This is a genomic window from Mesorhizobium amorphae (genome assembly GCF_014843845.1).
GTDB classification, from domain to species: Bacteria; Pseudomonadota; Alphaproteobacteria; order Rhizobiales; family Rhizobiaceae; genus Mesorhizobium; species Mesorhizobium amorphae_A.
The window spans coordinates 70,528-95,903 of sequence record NZ_JHQS01000036.1 but is presented as its reverse complement, the minus strand read 5'-3'; the positions used below and the strand labels follow the sequence as shown (position 1 = coordinate 95,903).

Sequence of the window (25,376 nt, the reverse complement as noted above, 5' to 3'; positions counted from 1 at the left end):
CATTGCTCGCTGCTCAGTTCATATCGCCGGGCCATCCATCGCTCTCCAGATCGAATCTGGAAGCCTACGAATCATGCCTCAACGCAAATTTGAATCCTGAATGTCGATTGGACCTAGAGCTCCAGAATAGGTTCGGGCAAACCAGCGATATCAACCGGCCGCATGAAGACCGCGCCACCGACATCGTTTGCATTTGTCGCCTCGGTCGTACTGCTCTCCCAGCCGGTCGTGACACATAGTGTCTTGAGTTCTGGTCCGGCAAAACACAGGCTTGTCACGAAAGTGGCTGGCAAATAGAGCGACCGCCGGAGCGTCCCCTTGGGGTCGATGCAAACAACCTTGCTGCCGCCATAGAGTGCGCACCACACATTGCCCGCGCTATCAACCGCAAGGCCGTCCGGCATTCCATCATTGTTGGCAAAGGTGAAGAACACCCGGCGACCCGATAGCGATCCGTCATCGTCAAGGTCGTAGGAAAGGATCCGGTGACCGACAGTGTCGCTGAAATAAAGCTTCCGGTTGTCGGGCGAGAAAGTTGGGCCATTGCAAATGACGAAGCCTTTGTCGCCAACTTCCCAGTCGGCGCCTGGGACCATGCGATAGAAGAGCGCGTTTGGATCCCGCTCCGACACATCGTAGGTTCCCACCCAATAGCGTCCGGCTCGGTCGACCTTCCCGTCATTATAGACGAGGTTCATTTTTGCTTGCTTGGGATCCGCGAAAAAGCGCGTTTTCCCGGTATCTGTGTCGAGGAGGTGGAGCCCGTGATCCACGGCGAGAAGCAGGCCTTCGTCAGTAAGGACGAGCGACCCAATCGTCTCAGCGAAATCCATCTTCCAGCTGTCGACAACGCCATCGCCTTGCCTTTGCCGATGGACGATGGGGCCGTAGAAGTCGATCCAATAGAGCGCTTGTTCTGCCGGATGCCACAGGATGCTCTCACCCAGCCGATCGCGCGTTGGAGCACAGATCTTCCACTCTGTGTTGTCCAGGGGCATGGTGCTCAGCTCCCGATGTGAAATGTCTCAGTGTGGCCGTCGACCGCTAGTGCCTGACCCGTCACCATCTTTGCGGCCGGTGACGCCAGGAAGAGGCACATATCGGCGATCTCCTCAGGTTCCACAAAGCGCTTGATCGACTGGGATTGGACATATTCCTCTTGGACGAGTTCGATCGCGACGCCGCGGCTGTCGGCCTCAGCCTTGATAACATGCTGCATGCGCGCGCCGTTGACCGAGCCCGGGCAAATCGCATTGGCGCGTACGTTGAAGGGGCCGAGCTCGACGGCGAGCGATTTTGTGAAGCCGATGACAGCCCATTTCGCTGCGGCATAAGGCGTTCGCAGCCCATAGCCGTACAGGCCCGCGGTTGAAGAGATGTTGACGATGCTGCCGGAGGCCTGGCGCTTCATGACCGGAGTGGCACGCCTGGCACAGAGGAACTGCGCATCAAGGCAGATGCCCAGACAATCTCGCCAGTCTTGAAGCTTGACCTCCTCGACATAGCCGGTTGGACCCTTGGTGCCGGCGTTGTTGATCAGAACATCGAGGCCCCCGAGATCGCCAAGGGCATCATCGAACCAATCGTCGACCGCGTTCTCGTTGGCCAGGTCGACTTTTCTGGCCACGATCTGCGGGTATGTCTGTGCAACATTTTGCAACGCGCGCTCGTCGACGTCACAAATATGGACCTTGGCCCCGCTATCGGCGAAAGTCTTTGCGATCGCCAAGCCAATGCCCGACCCCCCCGCCGTGATCATCACTCGCTGGTTCATTTTCTTCTCTCTTTTTGTCCCGGGACGACCGGCGCTATCTCGGAAGGCATCATCGATACTCGTCGGTCGTATTCTGATCGTCGGCGTCAGCCTCAAAAGGCTTTCGAGAAGCAGCCAACTTGTCTGCGAATTTTGAAGCGCTGACTGTGGCTGCTGAACTGCATGGCCGTCAGCGAGAAAGCTCGCCTCCGTCCACGACGATGTTGGACCCATTCACGTACGAGCATAGGCCCGAGCACAGTGCCACGGCGACGTAGGCGATCTCCTGTGGTTGTGCAAAGCGGCCCATGGGGATAGCCGCTTCATAGCCGGCACGTATGGTTGCAGGGTCAGTTCCAGACTCCCGCGCAACATTGGCCGTCGTCGTCGCTACCATCTCCGTATCGACGCTGCCGGGCGAAATGGTATTCACGCGTATGCCCCGCGGTGCGAGTTCCCCCACCAGCGCCTCTGCTAGCCTGAGCACACCAGCCTTTGAGGCACAATAGGCTCCCCAAAGCGGCCACCCCTTCAGGCCATACTGTGACGCGATAAGGACAAGGTTACCGCCGCGACGCAGATGCCGTGATCCCTCCCGCGCGACAAGAAAAGCGCCTATCACGTTCACTTCTAGCACACGCCGAAAGTCTGCCACTGGCATGTCGGCCAGGGGGGCGACGGCGCCGATGGCCGCGGCGTGGACGACGTCGTCGATCGGGCCGTCGGCTGCTATCTCGGCCAAGGCGCGTTTGACGGATTCTTCATCCGCTATATCGCAGCCCCGAACGGTTTCAGACGAATTGATATCGAGGCGGAAAACCGTTGCGCCAGCTTGGTCAAATGCATCGGCGATCGCCTTGCCAATTCCGCGGGCAGCGCCTGTGACAACGGCGCGTCGTCCAACAAGCAGCTGTGGAACTTGAAAGGGGGAGGAGGACCTCTCCTGCGCTGGGTGGTCGAGTGGCATATCATGGCTCCGGCAAACAAAGCGATTTTGGCTATGACCAAGGCTATTTCACTGGTCGCTGCGCCGCCAATGGTGCCGACGGTCACTATTCATCGCATCACTGCGCAGACCAGCGTTTCGGATGGTGACCGTCGGCACCATTGGCGGCGTCTCAGAGCCTGAATTAGGTTCCTGCCACGATCACGTTTGTCTTGCGGGAGCCATTGCCATGAAGCCGGATACCCTTCCCAAATGCTGCATCATCGGAGCAGGCTGCAGCGGAATTGTCACCGCCAAGGCACTCACCGAGCGCGGCATTCCCTTCGACTGGTTCGAAATGAGCGATCGGGTTGGCGGTCAGTGGGCGTTCGAGAATCCAAATGGGAAGTCGGCAGCCTATCGGTCGCTGCACATCGACACCTCGAAGCTGCAGTTGGAGCTGGCAGATTTTCCAATGCCTGCCGATACCCCGCACTATCTGCACCACACGCAGGTGCTGGCCTACCTGCTGTCCTACATGGACCACTTCGGCCTGACCGGTAAGGTCAAACTCAACACCGAGGTCAAGAAGGCCGATCGCGATGCCGACGGCACCTGGCAGATTCGCCTGGGCGATGGGCAGACGCGCTCATACGACGCCTTGTTCGTCTGCAACGGGCACCATTGGGATTCGCGTCTGCCCGACCCGGCCTATCCAGGCAAGTTCGACGGGATGCAACTTCACTCGCACGGCTACCGCGACCCTTTTACGCCGGTTGATTTCAGGGGCAAAAACGTCCTTGTTGTCGGCATGGGCAATTCCGCGATGGATATCGCCACTGAACTCTGCCCGCGCCATATTACGAAGAAGCTCTTCGTAAGCACGCGTCGCGGCGCGCATATCTTCCCGCGCTTCCTCCTCGGCAAGCCTGCCGACAAAGGCAAGCTCTATCCTTGGCTGCCGCTGTCGCTGCAACGCTGGGTCGGCCGCCGGATCTTCCATTTCGCGGTCGGTCACATGGAAGATTTCGGGCTGCCGAAGCCGGATCACCGCGTTTTCGAAGCGCATGTCTCGGTCTCGGACACATTCCCGACACTGGTCGCTTCAGGCGATATCGAAATTCGTCCCGGGATCAGGGAGATGGACGGTGACAGCGTCGTCTTCGAGGATGGTCGCCGCGAACAGATCGATATTATCGTCTGGGCCACCGGCTACAAGGTCACCTTTCCATTCTTTGACCCATCCTTCATCTCGGCGCCGGGCAATCGCCTTCCTTTGTTCAAGCGCGTCCTCAAGCCAGGGATCCCGAACCTCTTCTTCATCGCCTTGGCCCAACCCAGCATCACGCTCTTTGCGCTTGCGGATCGACAGGCAAAGTGGATCGCGGCATATCTGGCGGGCGACTATGCGCTGCCAGACATGGAAGAGCAGAAGCGCACCATTGTCGCCGATGAAAAGAAGCACATGAACCGCTATTACGCGTCGGCCCGACACACGATGCAACTCGACCAGGACATCTATTTCTCGGAGCTGGACGGCGAACTCAGGCGAGGCCGAAAGCGCGCCCGTTCCCTTGGCTTCGGCCGCACCCGGCTACCGGTTCCAAGGCTCGCTGATGTGGAGTTTCGCCCTGCAGCCGAGTGAAGGGCGCTATCAAGCGCCCCGCAAGTGCTGGACATAAGTGAGAAAGAGCTCGCGTTCAGTGGTGATGTCGAGCTTCTGGTAGAGGCGAAGTCGGTGGTTCTTGATCGTTCCGCGTTTGACACCGAGGCGGTCTGCGATGCTGGCGATCGGATGGCCTTCGAGAGTCAACTCGACGATTTGCCGTTCGCGGTGGGTAAGAACCGAGAGCCAGGCATTGCGATCTGCACGGGGTGCATGCATGGCAGAAACCTCGACCTGGTCGCATTGGCCACCCGGCGCCGCACCGAAATCGGCGCCCAGTGCTGATCTGACCACGAGCCGGCCATCAGGAAGTGATGCCTGCCTCTTGCCGGTGGTGGAGAGCTCAACCAATGCCTCCACCAGCCCACCGTTTGGCTCGGCCACCAATCTGCGCCAAGCGCTGTTTGCGGCAAGTTCGTCGCCTCGCCGATCGAGAAGTCGCAAGGGCTTCTCTGTAGCATCAGCTGCCAGGCCATGACTGATGATGGCCTTTAGGTGGGCATCGTGCAGCCCGGCCAACAAGGGGAATACATTCTCGATCGTCGCAAGTTCCGCCGCGCTGAATTCGCCGACGGCCCGGTCGACAATGAGCGTCGGACTGGCTCCCCCGATCGGCGGCAAAAACAGTGCAATCTCGTCGCTGATGCTGGCCGCCCGCAGGAACTCCAGGGCATAACGGCTTTTCCACATCTCGGCCGGCGCCAGTCGGCGCAGCGAACAGACGGCCGGCAATCCAACGCTGCGCCAATAATCATGAAACGGGTCGAGCGTGTAGAGACCGGAGGCGTAAGGCGCAGCAACCTCACTGCGGATCTCGCGCGGGATGATAAGGTCCGGCGCTCCAGAATTCGAATACCGAACCAAAGAAAGCTGATCGGCCTCGACCAAAGAGGCCATCACCTCCAGCAATCTGTCATAGAAAGCTTCATCGCCGATTGCCGCGCTTGCGCGTCCGATCGCGGTGCAGAACCCCAGCCTCGCCATACTATTCGGCATCTCAAACCGAATCTGGGTGTGCTCCGGAGTAAACCTGCTCACCGGAGAATGAACATTCATCTCGCCTCCTTGGCCGATTGGCCCAAAAATTGGTCAGCTGGCCAAATCTTGATCCTTTTGGCCAAATATGTCAATGTGGACTCATGGGCCTGACAAAAATCAGTGACATTCGACGCCGTGAGTTGCGCCATGCAGCCTTCGAGGTGCTCCAAAGCGAGGGTGTGGCTGGAGCTACAATTGAGAAGGTGGCGCAGAGGGCAGGTGCCTCAAAAGGCATTGTCCATCACTATTTCAAAACAAAGCACGAGCTTTTCGAGCACACGATGCGCCATTCGAACTCCCTGCTGCGTGACGAGGTCATCCGGCAGATGCGATTGGCTCGTAGTTCCGACGAACGCCTGTGGGCCATCATTGCTGGCAATTTCAGTACAGCGTTCTTCACGCCGGGAATTTGCCATGCCTGGCTGGCGCTGTGTGCCGAAGTTCCGCGCGAGCCGCAGCTGGCACGTATCCAGCGCGTCGTCCACGCCCGCATGCACTCGAACTTGATGAGTGCATTGTCCGGACTGGTCCCAGCCGATCAATGCGAGGCCGTGGCCCTCGGCATAACCGCGATCATCGATGGCCTATGGCTGAGACTCGGATTGCGATCGGCGAAAATTTCTGCCCTCGAAGCGCTAGAGCAACTGAGCGACTACCTGGCTCACCGCATTCCTCACATACGCTGGGATGAACATCTGTCGCGCACCGATCCCGGCCGTCAGCTGGGCTGAGGTTGTGCTGCATGTCAGATCGCTTGCTCCGTCCGGGTTCTTTGTTGAAAACGGTTGGGCGCGCGCGTCATAGAGCCCGACACATGGGAACGTCGACAGTTGCTCCTTCAGGCGGCGCGGCCGAAGCGATCGACCCTGAAATCGTCGAGCGGCGTTTCGCAACGGTCGGTCGTGATGAGTTCGGCCATGGCGTCGCCCACGCCCGGACCGAGCTGGAAGCCGTGTCCGCTGAAGCCGAAGGCGTGGAACAGGCCTGGCGTCGTCGCCGAGCGCCCCATGACCGGCAGCATGTCCCGCACATACCCCTCGCAGCCGGACCAGGTGCGGATGACCGTGGCCTGCGCGATTGCCGGCAGCAGCCGCGCGACGGCGCGCAATTGTAACCGAAGGCGCATGGGATCGGCGGTCGCTTGACCCGGATCCAGGTCCACCGGCACCCTTTCGGCAGCGCCGCCGAAGACGATGTTGCCCCGCTCGACCTGGCGCAGATAGGCACCGTAGTCCTTATTGCGCGTCCAGATGCCGACCACCGGCAGGATCCGATGCGGCAGCGGCTCGGTCACGCCCATCTGCGGGCCCCGGGCGTCGAGCGGAACCGCTTCGCCGAACTGCGCGGCGATGCGCGCGCCCCAGGCGCCGGCGGTGTTGAGCAGACACTCGGCGGCGAATGCACCTTTTGAAGTGGCCACAAGGAAGCTGGAGCCCGTGCGCCGGATCGTCTCGACCTCCGTCACCTCGACGATTTCGGCGCCCAGCCTGCGGGCAGCCTCGGCAAAGGCCGGTGCGATCAGCCGCGGATTGCCGCTGCCATCGTGCGGCGAGAACGACGCTGCGATCGCCTCGGGACCGAGGCCGGAAAAGCGGGTACGAATCTCGCGGGGGCCGAGTTCCTCCAGTTCAAGCCCCCAGGGCCGCGCCGCCTTGGCGTAGGCCCGCATGTCGGCGAGGCTATCTTCATCGAAGATCAGCCGGATATGGCCGGTAGCGCGGAATTCGACGTCGCGGCCAAGCATTTTTTCGGCATCGCCCCACAGCCTGAGCGCGCGGTGGGCCAGCGGAAGCTGGGACAGATGGCGCCCCGTGCGCCGGATGTTGCCGAAGGAGGCGACGGTTGCCCCGGTGCCGATCCGGTTGCGCTCGATCAGCGTCACACGTGCGCCGCGTCTGGCAAGGAAATAGGCCGAAGCCGCCCCCATCAGTCCACCGCCCAGCACGATCACATCCATAGTGGCCCCTTGCAAACAGCAACCTTTGCCTGCCCGATCTTGTCGGCGCCGCGGCATTGCGTCAAAGATGGGTTTGGACAAGAGCCATAAGCTTTACCTATGGAGTGGCAATGCGGGCCCGGCAGCTCGAAGTGTTCATCGCGATCATGCGCGCGGGCACCGTGACCGCCGCGGCACGGATGCTGAACATCTCCCAACCTGCGCTCAGCCAGATACTGCTCCACACCGAGGACGAACTCGGCTTCACGCTGTTCGAACGGGTGAAGGGCCGGCTACGGCCGACCCCGGAGGCGCTCGAGATTTTCGCCGATGCCGAGAGGCTGTCGGCGGGGCTCGAGGGCTTGCGCCGCAAGACCACCGACCTGCGTCTCGGCCGAACCGGGCTCGTGCGGGTGGCGGCTTCGCCGCCGCCGGCCATGGCGATATTGCCGCGCGCGTTCACCGGATTCCGGGCGCAACATCCCAATATTTTGTTGCGTTCCCATATGGCGCCGATCGCCGCCATCATCGACATGCTGCGCGCCGGTGATGCCAGCCTCGGCGTGGCCATGGACGACCGTCTGCCTCCCGATATCGAGGCGGAAGTGATCGGTAGCGTCGGCTTTTCATGCCTGCTGCCCGCCGGGCATGTGTTGGCCGGGAAAACCGAGCTGACGCTCGCCGATCTGGCCGGCGAAGAATTGATATCCTATCGCGGAAACACCCGTCCCGCCGACGAACTGGCCCATGCGGCCCGCGCGCAGGGTGTGGCGCTTTCGCCGTCGCTCGAGATCGACGTGTCCATCTCCGCGGTCGGCTTCGTCCAGGCCGGTCTGGGTATCGGCCTCGTCGACGCGCTGCTGCCATGGCACCAGTTTGCCGGGCTTGCCGTCAGGCCGCTCGCGGCGGGGCCGGAATTTCCGATCGCGCTGCTGACTTCGCGCACACGGGCTCTTTCGCGGGCCGATGAGATGATGCGCGACCAAATCCGCGCGGCCTGTTCCGCGGTCCTCGGCGAACATCGCGCCAAAGCATAAGCAAGACTTATATCCTTGCCTCTCATCCATCTTGGACCCCGACCGTCCGGTCGTGCCAGCTTTGCGTTGGCAGACAGGAAGGGACGCATCATGGACAGTGCCATCGCGGCGGATGCAGCGCAGAACGGGGCCGACTGGAAGGTCGGCGTCGATATCGGCGGGACATTCATCGATTTCTGCGCGCTCGAAGCCCGTTCCGGTCGGGTCGCCTCGCTGAAAGTGCTGACGACGCCGGAAGATCCGGGTGCCGAGTTGATGACCGGCCTCACCCTTCTGGCCGAACGCGAAGGCTTTGATCCTACGCTCATGACGCGCTTCGTGCACGGAACGACCGTCGGCATCAACACGATCATCCAGCGCAAGGGCGCGCCGCTCGCGCTGTTCACCAATGCCGGCTTCGAGGATGTGATCGAACTCGCGCGGCTGCGAATGCCGGACATGTATTCGCTGTTCTGCTCGCGGCCGGACCCGCTGATCTCGCGCGACATGGTGTTCGGCATTCCGGTTCGCATGCGTGCCGATGGCAGCGAATCCCAGGCACCGGACATGGCGGCGGTGGAGAGGGCGGTGGCAGTGGCGAAAGCGAACGGGGCGCAAGGGATCATCGTCGCCTTCCTCCATTCCTGGCGCAACGCCGCGCAGGAAGCCTCCGTCAAGGCGACGATCGCGCGTCTTGCGCCCGACCTCTTCGTCTTCTCTTCGGCCGAGGTGTGGCCGGTCATCCGTGAATACGAGCGCAGCTCGACCGCCATTCTCAATGGCTATGTCCATCCGCGTGTCGCCGGCTATCTGACGGCGCTGGAAGAGCGGCTGAAGGACCGTGGCGTACCGGCCCGCCCGATGCTGACGAAGTCGAACGGTGGGCTGATGAACGCTGCCGAAGGCAAGCGCGCTTGCGTCAACATGCTGCTGTCCGGAACGGCCTCCGGCGTCATCGGCGCCTCGTGGCTGGCGCGTCAGGCCGGCGAAGACAAGGTTCTTACCCTCGACATCGGCGGGACCTCGGCCGACTTCGCGCTCATCATCGGCGGCGAGGCGCAGTTCGGCACCGGCGAACTGATCGGCGAATTCCCGCTGCATATCCCCTCCGTGTCGGTGAGCTCGATCGGCGTCGGCGGCGGCTCGATCGCCAGCGTCGACGCGCAGGGGGTGCTGCGCGTCGGGCCGGAGTCGGCCGGTTCGACGCCGGGACCGGCATGCTATGGCCGTGGCGGCGAGCGGCCGACTGTGACGGACGCCATGGTGGTGTGCGGATGGCTCGGTCACAGCGAGATGGCCTATGGCCAGCTCCGGATCGATACCGGGCTGGCGCGTCGCGCCGTCGGCGACCTTGCCGCCCGGCTCGGCCGCCCGGTCGAGCAGACCGCGCAGGCGATCCTCGACATCGCGGTGTCGGAGATGTTCGTCGAGGTCGAGAAGCTCGCCTCGCGCGCCGGTGTGGACTTGCGCGATTTCACGCTGATGCCTTTCGGTGGCGGCGGCCCGATGCTCGGCGCCTTCCTTGCCCGCGAACTCGGGATGAAGCGTGTCATGGCGCCGCGCCGCCCCGGCGTGGTGTCGGCGCTGGGCGGGCTGGTGGCGGATCTGCGCGGGGACTTCATTCGCACCGTCTTCAGCCCGCTATCGGGCATGTCGCTTGCAGGAATTCGCGAGGCCTTCGAGGCGCTCGCGCGTGAGGGTCGCGACTGGCTTGCGGCGCAGGGGCACGACGCACCGGCGGAACTCAGCCTCTCCTGCGACATGCGCTATGTCGGGCAGAGTTATGAGATCGAGGTCGTCCTTCTGCCGGAATGGCTGACGGACGGCAATGTGGCCGCCATCGAGCAGGCCTTCCACCTCACCCATGAGCGGCTCTACGATTTCCACGACCCGGACGGCGAGATCGAACTTGTGAATGTCCGGCTATCCGCCATAGGCGCGGGGCCGAAACTCTCGTTCCCGGAGATCGACGCGATCGACGCCCCGGCCATTCCGGCGCGCCGGATCCCGGTCTACACGGGCCTGAGCGTCGAGACCATCGACCTTCACGACCGGCAAGTCCTCGTGCCGGGCAGCACGTTCCACGGGCCTGCCGTGGTGGTGCAGGAAGACACCACCTTCGCCATTCCCGCTGGGGCACAGGCACGGGTCGACCGCCACCTCAACCTTCTGCTGACCTTCCCGGAGTGACGCCATGTTTGACCGGACAAACCTGCAGGTTCTGGCGAACCATGCCCGCGCGGCCGCCGAGAACATGGCCCACACACTGCACCGCACCGCGCACTCCGCCTTCGTCAAGGAGACGCAGGACTTCACGGTGATGCTGATGGACCGTTCTGGCGCGACCTTCGCCGTGCCGATGGAACTCGGCGCCACATGGTATCCGGGGCTTTCATATCACCGCGCTATCGCAATGGTCGACGACTACCGGCCGGGGGACGTTGCGTTCACCAACGATCCCTATTCCGGCCACGTCGCCACGCACGCGCCCGACACGCATCTTTGGAAGCCGGTCTTCGTCGATGGCGATATCGTCGCCTGGACCGGAGGGCATATCCACAACACCGACATGGGTGGGGCGGTGCCGGCTTCGCTCAGCCGGGCGCTGACCGAAATCCATCAGGAAGGCATTCGCTTTCCTCCCATGAAGCTGGTGAACGAGGGCGTCTTCGACGAGACGATCCTGCGGATCATGAGCACCAATGTGCGCAAGCCCGACCTCAACATCGGTGATATCAAGGCGCTGGTTGGCGCGCTCAACACCGGCGAGCGCAAGATCCAGGCAATGGTGAGGAAGTTCGGCAAGGCCGGCTTCATCGAGGGCGTGTCGGCTCTTCTCGACCATGCCGAGGCGCAGGCGCGCCACGTGCTGCGCTCCATGCCCGATGGGACGTGGGAATTTGCCGACTATGCCGACGAGGATTCGGTCGAGGCCAATCCCTGCCGGCTGAAGCTGACGCTGACGATCGAGGGCGACGAGGCGGTACTCGACTTCACCGGCTCCGATCCGCAGCTCGGCTCGTCGCTCAACGTGCCTTCGGGCGGCGACCCGCGCCACACCATGCTGCTGGTCGGCGTCTACTACGTGCTCTACACGCTCAACCCGAAGCTCCTGCTCAACACGGGCCTCACCAAGCCCTTCACCTGCATCACGCCCCAGGGTTCGGTGCTCAATCCGGTCCACCCCGCCGCGGTGGGCATGCGCTCGCTCACCTGCGCCCGGCTGAGGTCGGTCATCTTCGGCGCCTTCTCGCAAGCGGTGCCGGAGCGCCTGCCCGCAGCACCTGCCGGCAACAACTGCATCGTCAACGTCATGACCACGGACGAGCGGACCAGTAAGACTGTCATCACGGCGGTGAATCCCGTGGTGGGCGGTGGCGGCGCCATGCCGCATCGCGACGGCACCAATGGATCGGGCGCCGATGCCGCCTATCTCAAGAACACGCCGATCGAGATCACCGAAACCGAGACCCCGGTCGAATTCGTGAAATACGGGCTCGCCAAGGATAGCGGCGGTGCGGGGCGTTGGCGCGGCGGCTTGGCGACCGAGATGGCCTTCCGCGTCTTCGCCCCCGACTCCAGGATCACGGCGCGCAATCGCGACCGCAGCTTCTTTCGTCCCTGGGGTGTCCTGGGCGGCAAGGCGGCCGGCCTGTCGGACATGGTCGTCAATCCGGGGACCGAGCACGAGCGGCGGCTGGGCAACATCGACACTGCGGTCCTCCAGCCTGGCGACGTGCTCGATATCCGCTCCGCCGGAGGCGGCGGGCGCGGCGATCCTCATCAGCGTGAGCCCTGGCAGGTCGCGCAGGACGTGCGGCGCGGCTATGTCTCGCGAACGGCTGCCGAGCGCGACTATGGCGTCGTCATCCGCGACGGCGAGGTCGACGAGCAGGCGACGGAAAGGCTGCGCGCGGGGCAGGGGCCGGCCGCCGGCCATTTCCATTTCGGTCCGGAGCGCGACGGTTACGAAGCGCAGTGGACGCCGTTGGCTTACGACCGGCTCACCGCCATACTGAGGGGCTTGCCGATCCACTGGCGGTTTTTCGCCAAGACGGAGATCTTCCGTCGCATGAAGGGACGTTCGGGGCCGGAAGGCGTCCAGGCGGCGTTCGATGCGGTCTGCGAACGGTTCCCCGAACTGCCACGTCCTCGCCCGGTGCGAGAGGCCGCGGAATGATCGCCGCCGGCCGCATCGTCCGGCTGGCCGAGCGCGACCGGGCAGCGGTGCATTTCTTTCTCGACGGGCAGATGCGTACTGCACTGGCGGGCGACACCGTGCTGACCGCCATGCTGGCCTCAGGGCACGCGTTGCGAAAATCCGAGTTCGGACCAGAGCCGCGGGCCGGGTTCTGCCTGATGGGAGCCTGCCAGGATTGCTGGGTGTGGCAGGACGAGGGACCGCGCCTGCGGGCGTGCTCGACCCTTATCAGGGAAGGCATGCGGTTGCGCACGACGCCACCGGAGAGTTGGCCGTGAGCGAGGCCTCGCCGCCGCGGGTCGTGATCGTGGGCGCCGGCCCAGCCGGCATAAGGGCCGCGGCGACGCTGGTCGAGGCCGGGCTCCACCCGGTGGTGATCGACGAAGGGCAGCGCGCGGGCGGCCAGATCTATCGCCGCCCGCCTGCCGGTTTTACCCGCACAGTGGAGCAACTCTACGGGTCGGAGGCGGCGAAGGCGGACGCGCTGCATGCGCTCTTCGACCGGCTGGCCAAAGAGGGGCGGCTCACCCATTGCGCGGCGAGCTCGGTTATCGCCGCGCAGGACGGGCAACTGCACGTGCTGGGGGAGGGCGGCGTGCAGGTGGTCTTCTATGACCGCCTGATCCTTGCCACCGGCGCATCCGACCGTGTCGCTCCGGTGCCGGGCTGGCAGAGCGCCGGCGTCTATAGCCTTGGCGCAGCGCAGATCGCGCTGAAGGCGCAGGGCGTGGCGCTTGGGCGGCGCATCGTGCTGTTCGGATCGGGGCCTTTGCTGACGCTGGTCGGCTCCCAACTCGTCAAGGCTGGAGCGGATGTGGCGGCAGTGCTGGACACCTCTGCCTGGCATCAGCAGATGCGGGGGCTCTGGCAGCTTGCCGCCCGCCCGTTCGTCGCACTGCGCGGTTTGGCCCTGCGGGCGAGTCTCGGCCGCCGCTACCATGCGGGCGTGACGCTCGAACGGATCGAGGCCGACGGGCAGGGTGTCACAGCGATGCGCTGGCGCGACGCCAGCGGCCGGGAACGCCTCACTCCATGCGACATGATCGGCATGGGCTGGCACCTGCGGGCGGAAACGCATCTGGCCGACCTTATGGGATGCGCCTTCACCTATGACGAACAGTGGCGGCAATGGCTGCCAAAGACCGACCGGATGGGTCGCGCCGGCAACGGAGTCTATCTTGCGGGCGATGGGGTTCGTCTTCTGGGAGCGGACGGCGCGGAGATTGCTGGGCGTCTTGCGGCTGCTGCATGCCTTGCCGATCTCGGACATCCAGCGCTCGCCGCCAGCGCCGATCTGCGCAAGCTCGCGCGGCTCGAACGCTTTGCCCGTGGTCTGGCTTGCGCCTTTCCCTGGCCGGCCGCGATGGTGCGGGCACTCCCCGACGACGCGATCGTCTGCCGCTGCGAGAATGTGAGTGCCGCAGACGTACGCCAGAGTGTGGATTTCGGTGGCGGCGAGGCCAACAGGGTGAAATCGCTGTCGCGCGCCGGCATGGGGCGATGCCAGGGACGCTACTGCCAGTTGGCTGCCGTTGAGCTCGTTGCGGCGCAAGCCGGCTGCATACCCGACGCAGTCGGCCGGTTTCGCGGGCAGGCGCCTGTCCGGCCGGCGCCTATCGGCGCCTTTCTCCGGAACGGCTGATGCAATTGCGGAGGCCACACCAGGATGTCATGGATCACGTCCTAGAAATCAGCGACTTTCCCCCAGGCCGAAGCGTCGAAGCGCCGCGGGTCGTAGGACTTCGGATCGACGATCGGTTCCGACCCGGTCATCAGATCCGCGACGAGATGCCCGGCGCCGGGTCCGATGCCGAAGCCGTGTCCCGAAAATCCGGCAGCCAGGAAGAAGCCCGGAACGGTGTCAATCTCGCCGATGGCAGGCACGCCGTCCGGCGTGGTGTCGATGTAGCCGGCCCAGGCCGCGCTGATCTTAGTCTTTTTGAGGTCGGGCAGGAGTTCGAGCGCGCGGGCGTGGGTAAGCCGAATGGTCGCACGATCCGGGACCGGATCGAGGATGCGCATCCGCTCCATCGGCGTCGGCTGGTCGAGCCGCCAGTGCCGGAGCGTTTCGTGACCCGAGCGCATGCCCTGCAGACCGCCGGGCGCGAGGCTTCGCCACCGCTTCAGGAACATCGGCAGGAACTGCGACGAGAAGCGCAGTTGCTGCGGCGTGACGTCCACGCGGCCGCGACCGCTTATGGCGAGCGTGTAGCCACCATCGCTGCGACGCGTGGCCGAGATCCTTGCCGTGTGCAGCGCATCCGGCAGCCCCTCTGCGCCGGGCGAGACGGACAGGATGGACGAGCGGACCGACGCCTGCGGAAAGCGGAAACCGAACTGATGGCAAAACGAGGAGGCCCAGGCGCCGCCGGCCAGGACCGCCAGCTTCGTCCGGATCGTTCCGCTTTCCGTGACCACGCCGCTCAGGCGACCGCCCTCGGTCTCGATACCGCGTGCGGCGCAATTCTGGTGCACGGAGCCCCCCAGCTTGAGGGTGGCGCGGGCGACCGAGGGCGCGGCCCGCGACGGATCGGCGGTGCCGTCGGTCGGCGAGAAGACGCCGCCCCTCCACGTCCGGCCCGTGGCGCGGCCCCGCTCGCTGGCCTCGGCGCCGTCGAGCATATGCGTGGTGACACCGGCCGTTCTGGCGAAGTCACGCCAGCGCGCCCAGCCGGCCAGTTCCGCCTCGTCATTGCTGAGATAGAGCAGGCCGCAGCGGCGAAAGCCGGTATCCTCGCCGGTTTCCGTCGCAAAGCTGTCCCACAGATCGAGGCTGCGGGTCGCCATCGGCAGCTCGCGAGCGTCGCGGTTCTGCTGGCGGCACCATCCCCAGTTCCTCGAGGATTGCTCGGCGCCGATGCGCCCCTTTTCAACAAGCGCGACCTTCATGCCGCGCCTGGCCAAATAGTAGGCCGCGAAGACGCCGACGATGCCGCCGCCGATCACCACCGCGTCCGCGGATTGCGGCAGTTCGCCAGATGTCTCGATTTGCTGCAGCGGCGCGCGCATGGTCCCTCTACCTTGAAGCGCCAATCTAGCGCGTTGCGCAGGCAGCCGCTGCTGCAGTTGAAGCCGAAGCAGAATTTTATTTCGGAAGCCCTATTAAAAACGGGAGTGCCTGCGTTTCAAAGCGGTATCCGCTTGGATGGACAGGCCGGCAGGCTGTGGTAGTGTCGATGGGAATTGGAATGCAGCATTTTGTGCTGTGGCATGCGTTCTTCGGAGACGGTCATGAAACTGGATCGGATCGACATCAAGATTCTTCACGAATTGCAGAAGAATGGCCGCATCACCAATGTGGAACTGGCCGACCTAGTGCATCTGTCGCCGAGCCCGTGCCTGATGCGGGTCAAGAAACTGCAGTCGGAAGGCTACATCGAAGGCTATTCCGCGCAGGTCAATATCGGCAAGCTTGGCCAGACGCTGACCGTGTTCACCGAGATTACCTTGAAGAACCATCGCCAGGTGGACTTCGCCCGCTTTCTCGCCGTGGTGGAGAAGATCGACCAGGTCATCGAATGCCACCTCGTGTCGGGCGGCTACGACTATTTGATGAAATTCGTGACCGCCGGCATCGGCGAGTACCAGACCATCATGGAGCGGCTGACCGACATGGATATCGGCATCGACAAATATTTCAGCTTCGTGGTGCTGAAGTCGCCCATCGTCAAGGCGCATATGCCGCTGCCCAGCCTGTTTCCGATGTAGTCAGCGGTGGCGGTGCCGCGTGCCGCCGCAGTGTCACACTGGCCGCCATAGGATGCCCGGTCGCAATATCGGGTGGAGTGCCTTCAATTCGGTTTGCATCTCGGCAATCATCCAGGCGCGGATATCGGAAACAATCGGTCGTACCGGCCGTGAGCGCGGTGCAATCAACTGGTGGATGCGACCCGTGTTGATCTGCCTGTCCGAGGCCGGAACAAGCGTTCCCTGAAGCAGCGCGCTTGAAACGTTGCTGAGCCAGCCAAGCGCCACGCCTTCCCCGTTCATCGCGGCCTGGAGGACGACCGCGTAATCCGAGAACTCGAGCCACTTTGCCCTGCTGGTCTTGCGGTCCGCCACGCTGCCCCAAGCGTCGAACCACTGCTCCTTGGCATCGGTCAGATGAACTAGGGTATGACCTTCGCCGGTTCCGGCATGCTTCAACCGACCGTGGGCCGACAGATAGGATGGGCTGCACACCGGAACGATGATTTCCGGCGAGAACGGCCAATGGTGATAGTGCGTATCGTCATCGGCCAGGATTCTGGTGGCAAGGTCGACGTTCTCGGCGGGTCCTCGCAGAACGCCGGCGATCAGTTCGAACCTCAGGTCCACATCGGGAAATCTCGTGTTGAACGCCCCTAACCTCGGAACGAACCAGTACGTAGCGAGAGAGCTCGAGAGCGAAAGGGTCACCACCGGCTTTGCGGCGCTGTTCCGCTTGATCGTGCCGATCACCTCCTCGATACCGTCAAATCCCTCCCGCACAGCCAAATAGAGGGCACGACCTTCCGCGGTCGGGGCCAACCCCGTTGGCCCCCGCGTGAAAAGAGCAACGCCAAGATCGGCCTCCAACTGGGCGATACTGCGACTGATCGATGGCTGCGTGACGTTGAATTCGCGGGCGGCGGCTGTGAAACTAGCCGACCGGACAGCAGCCTCGAAAACGAGAAGTCCGCGCGCGGAAGGAACAAGTTTTGCGAAACCAGCCATACGCTCAGCGTATAGCGACCCCAACAATTTTCAAGCTTTCTGAAGTCCCGAAAATGGCGAACTATAACTCTCATGAATGGGGTGGAGCAGAACGTGAGCATAGCAGCGTCCCAAGCGAGCGATACATCCGGCGATCCGCTCCTTCAGCCATTTCGGCTCAAGGGTCTGACGCTGCGCAACCGCGTCGTCAGCACCAGCCATGCCTCGATGCTGGACGAAGGCGGCCTGCCGCTCGAACGCTACCAGCGCTATCATGAGGAGAAAGCCCGCGGCGGCCTGGCGATGACCATGGCTGGCGGCTCGGCGATGACTTCGCCCGATTCGAGCTGGGGCGGCGGCCAGTTGGACCTTTCGAGCGATCGCATCGTCCTGCATCTCCAGTCGCTATCGCAGCGTATCCATCGCCACGGTGCGGCCGTGATGTGCCAGGTCTCACATCTTGGCCGGCGCGCCACCGCCTATGCCGGAAACTGGCTTCCGCCGGTGGCGCCGTCGCGCGTGCGGGAGACACGAAACCGGAATTTCCCGAAGGAGATGGACGGCGCGGACATCGATAGGATCGTCAAGGATTACGCCAGCGCCGCCAGGCGCTGCCGGGACGGCGGTCTGGACGGCATCGAGACCGTCACCGGCGGCCATCTGATCGGGCAATTCCTGTCGCGCAGAACCAACAGACGCACGGATGCCTTCGGCGGCTCACTTGAAAACCGCGCCCGCTTCGGCCTGATGGTCCACGAGGCGATCCGCCGCGCGGTCGGTGATGACTTCGCCGTCGGCATCCGGTTCGTCATCGACGAGGCGGCCGAAGACGGCTCGGATTTCGAGGAGTGCCTTGCCTTCGCCAGGCTGTTCGAGCGGGAAGGCCATGTCGATTTCTTCAACTGCATCGTCGGTCGCATGGACACCGATCTGTCCCTGGCCGAGCAGAACATGCCCGGCATGTTCACGAAGAGCGCGCCGTTTCTGCCGCTGGTCGGAGTGTTCAAGCGGCAAACCAGACTGCCCGTCATTCATGCCGCCGCCATCAGGGACGTTGCCACGGCCAGGCATGCGATCCGCGAAAACCTTGTCGATCTGGTCGGCATGACGCGGGCGCATATCGCCGACCCGCATATCGTCAACAAGGTGATGCGGGGAGAGGAAGAACGCATTCGCCCGTGCGTCGGCGCATCCTACTGCCTGTACAAGAAGGTGCAGTGCATCCACAATCCGGCCAGCGGCCATGAAACGATCATCAGCCATACGATCGCGAGGGCCGAAACGCCGAAACGAGTGGTCGTTGTCGGTGGCGGTCCTGGCGGGATGGAAGCGGCAAGGGTCGCCGCCGAGCGCGGACACAAGGTGAGCCTGCTCGAGGCCGGAGCGCGGCTGGGTGGACAGGTGCTCGTCGCCGCCTCCGCGTTCGACCGCAAGGATCTTATCGGCATAGTCGACTGGCGCGCCGACGAACTCGCCCGCCTTGGCGTGGAAGTCCGCCTCAACACCTATGCGGACGCGGAGGTCGTCCTGGCCGGGAAACCGGACGCGGTCATCGTCGCCACCGGCGGCATTCCGGACATGGAATGGCTGGACGGCGCTGAGCATTGCGACAGTGTCTGGGACGTCTTGACCGGGGTCGTGCCGGCGAAGGACGATTTGCTCATCTACGATGAGACTGGACGCCAGGCCGCGATTTCCTGCGCCCTGCATCTTGCTCGCCTGGGGCACGTGGTCAGCCTGGCCACAGCGGACGACACGCTGGCGTTCGAAACACCCTATCCGGACCGGGTGAGCTTCCGCAATCGCGCTTCGGAACTTGGCATCCGGGTTGTCGGCGACCTGCGCCTGATCAAGGCAGCGCGCCAGGGCAACGGAATCGCCGCCAGGTTCCGGCATGAGCTTACCGGTACCGAAACGGAAATGACGACAGCCCAACTCATTGTCGAGCGCGGCACGATACCCATTGAGGATATCTACCAGGAATTGCGCATCCGCTCCGCCAACAACGGCGTCACGGACATCGCGCTCATGACGGGAGCGCGGACCGAGGGGGACGATAGGCCCCAAGTTGCCGGATCGTTCGTCCTACATCGCATTGGAGACGCAGTTGCCAGCAGGGACATCTACTCGTCGATCTATGAAGCCTACCGGCTCTGCTCGCAATTGTAGACCAGGCGAAAGCTACACGCTTTTCATGGAATTGCCCTAGCGATGGCCGTACTGGCTGACGAGCTCGGGGTCGCGGACGAGGCCGTCGAGCCAGGTCGGGTCGAGCTTCGGCACTGAGGAGAACAGAAGCTTGGAATAGGGGTGGGTGGGCGCCTTCAGCTTGTCGGGCGTGATCTGCTCCACCCGCTCCCCGTTGTACATAACCATGATCTCGTCGCAGATGGCCTCGACGACGGAGAGGTCGTGGCTGATGAAGATGTAGGAGAGTCCCAGTTCGCGCTGCAGCTCCTTGAGCAGCTCGATCACGGCCGCCGCCACCACCGTGTCGAGGGCCGAGGTGATTTCGTCGCAGATGATGAGCTTGGGGTTGGCGGCCAGGGCGCGCGCGAAGTTCACCCGCTGCTTCTGGCCGCCCGAAAGCTCCGATGGGTGCCGGTAGCGCAGCGTTCTCGGCAGGCGCACCATATCGAGCAACTCGTCGACGCGCTTCGAGCGCGCCTGCCTGTCTAGCCGGTGATAGAAGGCCAGCGGGCGGGAGATGATGTCCTCCACGGGCTTCGCCGGATTGAGCGCGGTATCGGCGTACTGGAACACGATCTGCATCTCGCGTAGCTGGTCCTGGCTGCGTTTCCTGGCGGCACGCTGCAGTTCCTTGCCGTCGAATACGATGTCGCCGGCCGCCGCCGGATGGATGCCGGCGATGACGCGCGCCAGCGTCGATTTTCCGCAGCCGGATTCGCCGATGACGCCGAGATTGCGCCCCTTCTCGACGACCAGGCTGACGGAATCGACCGCGCGGATAAGTGGCAGTCCGTCAGCCCGCACCGCGCCATAACCTGCCGTCACATTGTCGATGCGCAGCAGCTGCTTTGTCCCGGCATCCGCGTCCGCATGCGCTTGTCGCGGCTTCGGTTCGAAGGCGGCCAGCAGTTCGCGCGTGTAGGGATGTTGGGCAGCCGAAAGGATAGCCGCCGTAGTGCCGGTCTCCTGCACTTCGCCGCCTTTCAGCACCACGATGCGGTCGGCGATCTGCGCAACGACCGCGAGGTCGTGAGAGACGTAGACACCCGCTACCCCGCCCGCCCTCATGACCGACTTGAAGGCCTTCAGCACGTCGATCTGCGTCGTCACGTCGAGTGCCGTCGTCGGCTCGTCGAAGATGACCAGCTTGGGATCGCTGATGAGCGCCATGGCCGCCGACAGCCGCTGCAATTGCCCGCCCGAAACCTGGTGCGGATAACGGGCGCCGATTCCTTCCGGATCCGGCAGCGACAAGGCCCTGAACAGCTCGACCGCGCGCTGGCGGGCCCGCTCTGGCGGCATCAGCTTGTGGATCCGTGTGACCTCGATGACCTGCTCCATGATCGTGGATGAGGGGTTGAAGGAGGCAGCGGCACTTTGCGGAACGTAGGCAATGTCGGTGCCGCGCAGCCTGGCGCGTTCCTTTTCGGAAAGGGCAGCCATGTTCCTGCCGCTAACATTGATCTCGCCGCCGGTGATCCGGCAGCCGGGCCGCGCATAGCCCATGAGCGAAAGCGCCACCGTCGTCTTGCCGGAGCCGCTTTCGCCGATCAGGGCGACGATCTCGCCGTCGGCGATGTCGAGGCTGACGCCCTTGATGATTTCGACAAGCCGCCCGGCGTCGGTCTTCGCCTCGATCCGCAGGTTCCTGACCTCGACGAGATTGCTCATGCGTCCCGGTCCCTGATTTTCTGCGGCAGGTTGTCGATCAGCAGGTTGACGCTGATGGTGAGGCTGGCGATTGCCAGCGACGGCACGATGACGGCGGGGGCCGCGAAGGGCAGGCCGCCGATGTTCTCGCGCACCAGCGCGCCCCAGTCGGCGAGCGGCGGCTGGAGACCGAGTCCAAGGAAGGACAGGCCGGAGAGCAAAAGCACGATGAAGACGAAGCGCAGGCCGAAGTCGGCCAGCACCGGGCGGATGATGTTGGGCAGGATCTCGGACCCGATGAGGTAGGCGGTGCTCTCGCCACGGACACGGGCGACGGTGATGAAGTCCATGGTGTTGATGTTGACGGCGAGCGCGCGCGCGAAGCGGTAGGCGCCGGGGATATAGATAACGGCGAGCGTCAGGATCAGCACCGGGATCGACGAGCCGACCGCAGCGACGACCACAAGGCCGAACAGCTTGCTGGGGATGGAGTTCATGGCGTCCAGGAAGCGGCTGAGGCAGGTGTCGAGCCAGCCACCGGTGACGGCCGCGATCATCCCCAGCACGACGCCCGAGAAACAGGCGATGGAGACGGCGGCGAGCGATATGCCGACGGTGTAGCGGGCGCCCATCAGAACTCGCGAGAGCATATCACGCCCCAGATAGTCCGAGCCGAGCCACAGTCCCTGGCGCATCGGGCCGAAATAGTCGTCGTCGACAATGTCGCCGATCGAATGGGGAATGACGTAGGGCGCCAAGATTGCGACGAGCGTCCACGCCAGGATGACCAGCGCGGCCACGACGCCCACGAGGCTGTAGCTATGGCCCAGGAAGGACCGTCGGGAGGTTGTCGCGCGCGCTATCGTCATCTGAGCCTCGGGTTGGACATGATGGCGACGATGTCGGCGGCCGTGATCAGGAAGAGATAGCCGAGGCAGAAGATCATCGCGCAGCTCTGTATCAGCGGCAGGTCGCGGGTCGCGACGGCATCGACCATCAGCTTGGCGATGCCGGGATAGTTGAAGATCGTCTCGACGATGATGACGCCGCCGACCAGATAGGACAGCGAAAGCGCGACCGCATTGACGATCGGCCCGAGAGCGTTCGGAAGCGCATGCCTCAGGACCATTCGGCTGCGCGAGGCACCTTTGAGGAGCGCCATCTCCACATAAGGCGTGGAGAGCGTCTCGATCACCGCGGCGCGCGTCATGCGGATCATCTGGGCGGAGATGACGAAGGTGAGCGTGATTACGGGCATTGCATAGATGCGCACAAGGTCGGTCAGCGAATGCGCCTCGTTGACCGAGGACAGCGCCGGCAGCCATTTGAGATAGACGGCGAAGAGCAGGACCGCGAGTGTCGCGACCATGAATTCCGGCACCGAGATAACGCCGATCGTAAGAATGGTGACGGTGCGGTCGTAAACAGAGCCACGCAGCATCGCGGCGGTGATGCCGAGCGTCAGCGCCAGCGGCACCGAGAGCAGCGTGGTGATGCCGGCGAGCTTCATGGTGTTGACCAGGCGCCCGCCTATCAGCGTCGCGACTGGCATCTCGTTGGCGTAGGAGGTGCCGAGGTCGCCGTGAAGTAAGCCAAAAAGCCAGCGCAGGAAGCGCAGGATTGCTGGATCGTTGAGATGCATGGCCTCGCGCAGGCCGGCAACGGCTTCAGGAGTCGCCGCCTGGCCGAGCAGGATCGATGCGGTGTCGCCAGGCAGCATGCTGGTGGCGAAAAACACGGCGAACATGACGATCAAAAGCGTGACGGCTGCGATCCCCAGCCGCTTCAGCACGAGGTTTAGAACCCCAGACTTCATGGAAGCGCTCCTGCGGTTGCGTCGGGCCAACAATCTTGCGCAAGGCAGTACCGGGGACCGGCTGACCGGCCCCCGGCAGGCACCTCTAGGCTTCGAGCCAGAGATATTCCGCCATTGCGTACCCCATCATGCCACCGAGCGGGTTCGCCTCCAAACCCTTCACCTTGCTGGAGAGGGCATCCACGTTGGAGATGTAGGCCGGGATGATGGTGCCGGCTTCCTCGGAGACCATAGCCTGCATCTGGCCGTAGATTTCCTTGCGCTTGGCCTGATCGAGCGAGCCGCGCGCCTCGATGAGCAGCTTGTCGAACTTCTCGGACTTGTACTGGCTTTCGTTCCACGGCGCGTTGGAAGCGTAGAGGAGCGAGAACAGGATGTCCGGCGTCGGGCGCGGATTGATGTTGCCGAAATGGACCGGCGCCTTGAGCCAGTAATTGTCCCAATAGCCGTCGGACGGGACACGCTGGACGTCGAGCTTCATGCCGATATCCGCGCCGGCCGCCTGAATGATCACCGCCATGTCGATCGACGAGGTCGCGGCGTCGGAAGCGATCACCGGGATGGACTGGCCAAGCAGGCCTGCCTTCTGGAAGTGGAACTTCGCCTTGTCCGGGTCGAAAGCCTTCGGCTTGACGTCGGGATTGTGGAAGATGTTCGCCGGCGAGACGGGCTGGTCGTTGCCGATTTCGCCAAGGCCGCGCAATGCCGATTTGACGATCTGCTCGCGGTTGACGAGATACTTCATGCCGGCCACGAAGTCGGCCTTGCTGCCGGGATCCATGTCGAGCCGGATGTTCAGGTCCGTGTAGTTGCCCGAGGTCGTCTTCGACAATTCGAAGCCCTGCTGGCCGCCGATGAGCTTCATCGCGCGCGGATTGATCGCAGCCGCAAAATTAATGTCGCCGGAAAGCAGGGCGTTGACGCGGGCGCTGTCGTCGCTGATGGCGATGAATTCGAAGGAGTCCAGGTAGGGCTTGCCCGACTTCCAGTAGTTCTTGTTCTTGGTGACAACCGACCGGACGCCCGGTTCGAATGTCTCGAGCACGAAGGCGCCGGTGCCATTGCCCTTGGAGAAGTCCGTGGTGCCGTCCTGGACGATCATGAAGTGATGCAGCGCCAGGATGGTCGGCAGGTCGGCATTCGGGTCGGCGAGCGTGATTTCGACGGTCGATTTGTCGACCGCCTTGAAGCCGGACATCTGGGCGGCGATCTTGGCGACCTTGGAACCGACCGCCGGATCAAGATGGCGCTTCAGCGAGTAGACGACGTCGTCGGCGGTGAGGTCCTTACCGTCGTGGAACGCGACGCCCTTGCGCAGCTTCACGGTCCAGGTCTTGGCGTCCTTGCTGTCGAAGCTCTCGGCCAGCTCCATCTGCGTGACGCCATCCTTGTCGAGGAAAGTCAGGCGGTTGTAGAGCGAGCAGCAGCGGACATAGTCGGTGGAGAGCGACGCCTTTGCAGGATCAAGCGTATCGGCGGTCGATGACGACCAGCCGGCGGCTTTGAAATTTCCGCCGGAAACCGGCTCGGCCGCGACGGCCTGGGTGGCACGGCCGAGCACCACGCTGCCCGCGGCAACCGCGGCGCCGCCGGCCAACAGCATCTTGAGAAGTTCGCGGCGGCTCGCGCCTCGCCGAATGGCGTTTTCGACCATGGCATCGTCTGCGCTGGTCCAGTTCGTGATCTTGTCGGTCATGTTATTCCCCTTTCTGTTTGTTTGGTCGGGATGCTCGTCTTGCTGCGGCTTTCCGGGCTTGGGCTCAGGTTCGTTCCTTCAGGCTTTCCCGAACGGCCGCCGCCAACGCGGCCATTGAGGTGAAGTGGTAGTCCGGCACGGTGAAGCGCTCCGGCTCGATCGTACCGCCATAGCCCTTCTGCGCATGCCGGCGCTCGATCCAGCAATTGGTCAAGTCAAGCGCCCGGGATATGCCGATATCGTGATACTGGCTCTGCGCGACATGCAGGATGTCGTCCTTTCTATCCCCCCGGGCGGCGACGAAATCGAAGACCTTCTGGAAAAACGCCGGGTCCGGTTTTTCCGTGCCGGTGTCGTCGGCCGTGAACGTTGCGAAGAAGGGCAACCCAAGCTGCTTCTCGAAATGTTCGAGCGCCCAGCGCCGGGCATTGGTCATGGCAATCAGCTTGTGGGATTTCGCAAGCTCGGCCAATGCCGCCGCGCTGTCGGGGAAACCTTGCCAGGCGCTGGCGGAGTCCCGCAGGCGGACGCCATATTTCTCCTCGGCCGGCAGGCCGAGTTGCGGCGCGATGACCATGTAGACACGTACGAGATCGTCAGGGAACAGCCCCGCATCGGGCATGTAGCGGGCCTGCCGGTACAGGGCCAGCGCGGCTTCGCCATCGATGGAGACGCCAGCGTCGGCGGCAATCCCGGCCAGGCAAGTCGTAATGCCACCCTCGAAGTCGATCAGCGTGCCGACGACGTCGAAGGTCATGTATTTGAACTCGCTAAAGCCCCTGGCCAAGACTGGCTCTCCTCTGCGCGTGGTCGAA

Annotated in this window: 21 protein-coding genes; 9 read left to right on the top strand and 12 right to left on the bottom strand. The window is 63.5% G+C overall.

Features of this window, described 5'->3' with window-relative positions; translation table 11 throughout:
• Positions 1-113: 113 nt before the first annotated feature.
• From DH08_RS16400 to DH08_RS37415, 3 genes are all read right to left on the bottom strand, one after another.
• On the bottom strand, positions 114-998 hold the full coding sequence (locus DH08_RS16400) for an SMP-30/gluconolactonase/LRE family protein (RefSeq protein WP_192180290.1): 885 nt from the start codon (positions 996-998) through the stop codon (positions 114-116).
• A gap of 5 nt (positions 999-1,003) precedes the next feature.
• Positions 1,004-1,774 (bottom strand): SDR family oxidoreductase, encoded by a 771-nt coding sequence (locus tag DH08_RS16395; RefSeq protein ID WP_246800878.1) that lies wholly within the window; start codon positions 1,772-1,774, stop codon positions 1,004-1,006.
• 169 nt (positions 1,775-1,943) lie between these two features.
• The gene (locus DH08_RS37415; RefSeq protein WP_192180289.1) at positions 1,944-2,720 is read right to left on the bottom strand and encodes an SDR family NAD(P)-dependent oxidoreductase; all 777 of its coding nucleotides are present in this window, start codon (positions 2,718-2,720) and stop codon (positions 1,944-1,946) included.
• Positions 2,721-2,928: 208 nt separating this feature from the next.
• On the opposite strand from DH08_RS37415, the gene DH08_RS16385 reads away from it, so the two are divergent.
• Positions 2,929-4,323, top strand: coding sequence for a flavin-containing monooxygenase (locus DH08_RS16385; protein ID WP_192180288.1), 1,395 nt, complete (start codon positions 2,929-2,931; stop codon positions 4,321-4,323).
• 9 nt (positions 4,324-4,332) lie between these two features.
• On the opposite strand, the gene DH08_RS16380 is transcribed toward DH08_RS16385, so the two are convergent.
• On the bottom strand, positions 4,333-5,400 hold the full coding sequence (locus tag DH08_RS16380; RefSeq protein ID WP_246800876.1) for a helix-turn-helix transcriptional regulator: 1,068 nt from the start codon (positions 5,398-5,400) through the stop codon (positions 4,333-4,335).
• An 83-nt stretch (positions 5,401-5,483) separates the two neighbouring features.
• Between DH08_RS16380 and betI the strand changes: the two genes are divergently transcribed.
• Positions 5,484-6,113 (top strand): choline-binding transcriptional repressor BetI, encoded by a 630-nt coding sequence (betI, locus tag DH08_RS16375; protein ID WP_192180287.1) that lies wholly within the window; start codon positions 5,484-5,486, stop codon positions 6,111-6,113.
• 107 nt (positions 6,114-6,220) lie between these two features.
• Here the strand turns inward: betI and DH08_RS16370 are convergent, their stop codons facing one another.
• On the bottom strand, positions 6,221-7,339 hold the full coding sequence (locus tag DH08_RS16370) for an NAD(P)/FAD-dependent oxidoreductase (protein ID WP_192180286.1): 1,119 nt from the start codon (positions 7,337-7,339) through the stop codon (positions 6,221-6,223).
• Positions 7,340-7,449: 110 nt separating this feature from the next.
• Between DH08_RS16370 and DH08_RS16365 the strand changes: the two genes are divergently transcribed.
• The 5 genes from DH08_RS16365 (at position 7,450) to DH08_RS16345 (ending at position 14,177) form a co-directional block, all read left to right on the top strand.
• Positions 7,450-8,355 carry a LysR family transcriptional regulator gene (locus DH08_RS16365; RefSeq protein ID WP_192180285.1) on the top strand — a complete coding sequence of 302 codons (906 nt, stop codon included), beginning with the start codon at positions 7,450-7,452 and terminating at the stop codon, positions 8,353-8,355.
• 90 nt (positions 8,356-8,445) lie between these two features.
• A complete protein-coding gene (locus tag DH08_RS16360; protein ID WP_192180284.1) occupies positions 8,446-10,524 on the top strand; it encodes a hydantoinase/oxoprolinase family protein in 2,079 nt (692 codons plus the stop codon).
• Between the two features lie 4 nt (positions 10,525-10,528).
• On the top strand, positions 10,529-12,514 hold the full coding sequence (locus DH08_RS16355; RefSeq protein WP_192180283.1) for a hydantoinase B/oxoprolinase family protein: 1,986 nt from the start codon (positions 10,529-10,531) through the stop codon (positions 12,512-12,514).
• Positions 12,511-12,813, top strand: coding sequence for a (2Fe-2S)-binding protein (locus tag DH08_RS16350; protein WP_192180282.1), 303 nt, complete (start codon positions 12,511-12,513; stop codon positions 12,811-12,813). Before DH08_RS16355 ends, DH08_RS16350 begins: the two co-directional genes overlap by 4 nt.
• On the top strand, positions 12,810-14,177 hold the full coding sequence (locus tag DH08_RS16345; protein ID WP_192180281.1) for an FAD-dependent oxidoreductase: 1,368 nt from the start codon (positions 12,810-12,812) through the stop codon (positions 14,175-14,177). Before DH08_RS16350 ends, DH08_RS16345 begins: the two co-directional genes overlap by 4 nt.
• Before the next feature lie 41 nt (positions 14,178-14,218).
• Here DH08_RS16345 and DH08_RS16340 read toward each other — a convergent pair whose 3' ends face one another.
• A complete protein-coding gene (locus DH08_RS16340; RefSeq protein ID WP_192180280.1) occupies positions 14,219-15,544 on the bottom strand; it encodes an NAD(P)/FAD-dependent oxidoreductase in 1,326 nt (441 codons plus the stop codon).
• Positions 15,545-15,766: 222 nt separating this feature from the next.
• On the opposite strand from DH08_RS16340, the gene DH08_RS16335 reads away from it, so the two are divergent.
• Positions 15,767-16,243, top strand: a complete 477-nt coding sequence (locus DH08_RS16335) for an Lrp/AsnC family transcriptional regulator (protein WP_127407051.1) — start codon at positions 15,767-15,769, stop codon at positions 16,241-16,243.
• Positions 16,244-16,276: 33 nt separating this feature from the next.
• On the opposite strand, the gene DH08_RS16330 is transcribed toward DH08_RS16335, so the two are convergent.
• Entirely contained in the window at positions 16,277-17,230 is a 954-nt protein-coding gene (locus DH08_RS16330; RefSeq protein ID WP_192180279.1) for a LysR substrate-binding domain-containing protein, read from the bottom strand.
• Between the two features lie 72 nt (positions 17,231-17,302).
• Here DH08_RS16330 and DH08_RS16325 point away from each other — a divergent pair, with 72 nt between their 5' ends.
• Complete coding sequence (locus DH08_RS16325) at positions 17,303-19,378, top strand: NADH:flavin oxidoreductase (RefSeq protein WP_192180278.1); 2,076 nt, start codon at positions 17,303-17,305, stop codon at positions 19,376-19,378.
• Between the two features lie 36 nt (positions 19,379-19,414).
• On the opposite strand, the gene DH08_RS16320 is transcribed toward DH08_RS16325, so the two are convergent.
• The 5 genes from DH08_RS16320 to DH08_RS16300 all read right to left on the bottom strand — a co-directional run bounded on the left by DH08_RS16320 (position 19,415) and on the right by DH08_RS16300 (position 25,318).
• A complete protein-coding gene (locus DH08_RS16320) occupies positions 19,415-21,070 on the bottom strand; it encodes an ABC transporter ATP-binding protein (protein ID WP_192180277.1) in 1,656 nt (551 codons plus the stop codon).
• Positions 21,067-21,918, bottom strand: coding sequence for an ABC transporter permease (locus DH08_RS16315; protein ID WP_192180276.1), 852 nt, complete (start codon positions 21,916-21,918; stop codon positions 21,067-21,069). The genes DH08_RS16320 and DH08_RS16315 overlap by 4 nt, the downstream gene beginning before the upstream one ends.
• Positions 21,915-22,865 carry an ABC transporter permease gene (locus DH08_RS16310; protein WP_192180275.1) on the bottom strand — a complete coding sequence of 317 codons (951 nt, stop codon included), beginning with the start codon at positions 22,863-22,865 and terminating at the stop codon, positions 21,915-21,917. The genes DH08_RS16315 and DH08_RS16310 overlap by 4 nt, the downstream gene beginning before the upstream one ends.
• Positions 22,866-22,950: 85 nt before the next feature.
• Positions 22,951-24,561, bottom strand: a complete 1,611-nt coding sequence (locus DH08_RS16305; RefSeq protein ID WP_192180274.1) for an ABC transporter substrate-binding protein — start codon at positions 24,559-24,561, stop codon at positions 22,951-22,953.
• Positions 24,562-24,625: 64 nt separating this feature from the next.
• Entirely contained in the window at positions 24,626-25,318 is a 693-nt protein-coding gene (locus DH08_RS16300; protein WP_428338456.1) for an HAD-IA family hydrolase, read from the bottom strand.
• Positions 25,319-25,376: the final 58 nt, after the last annotated feature.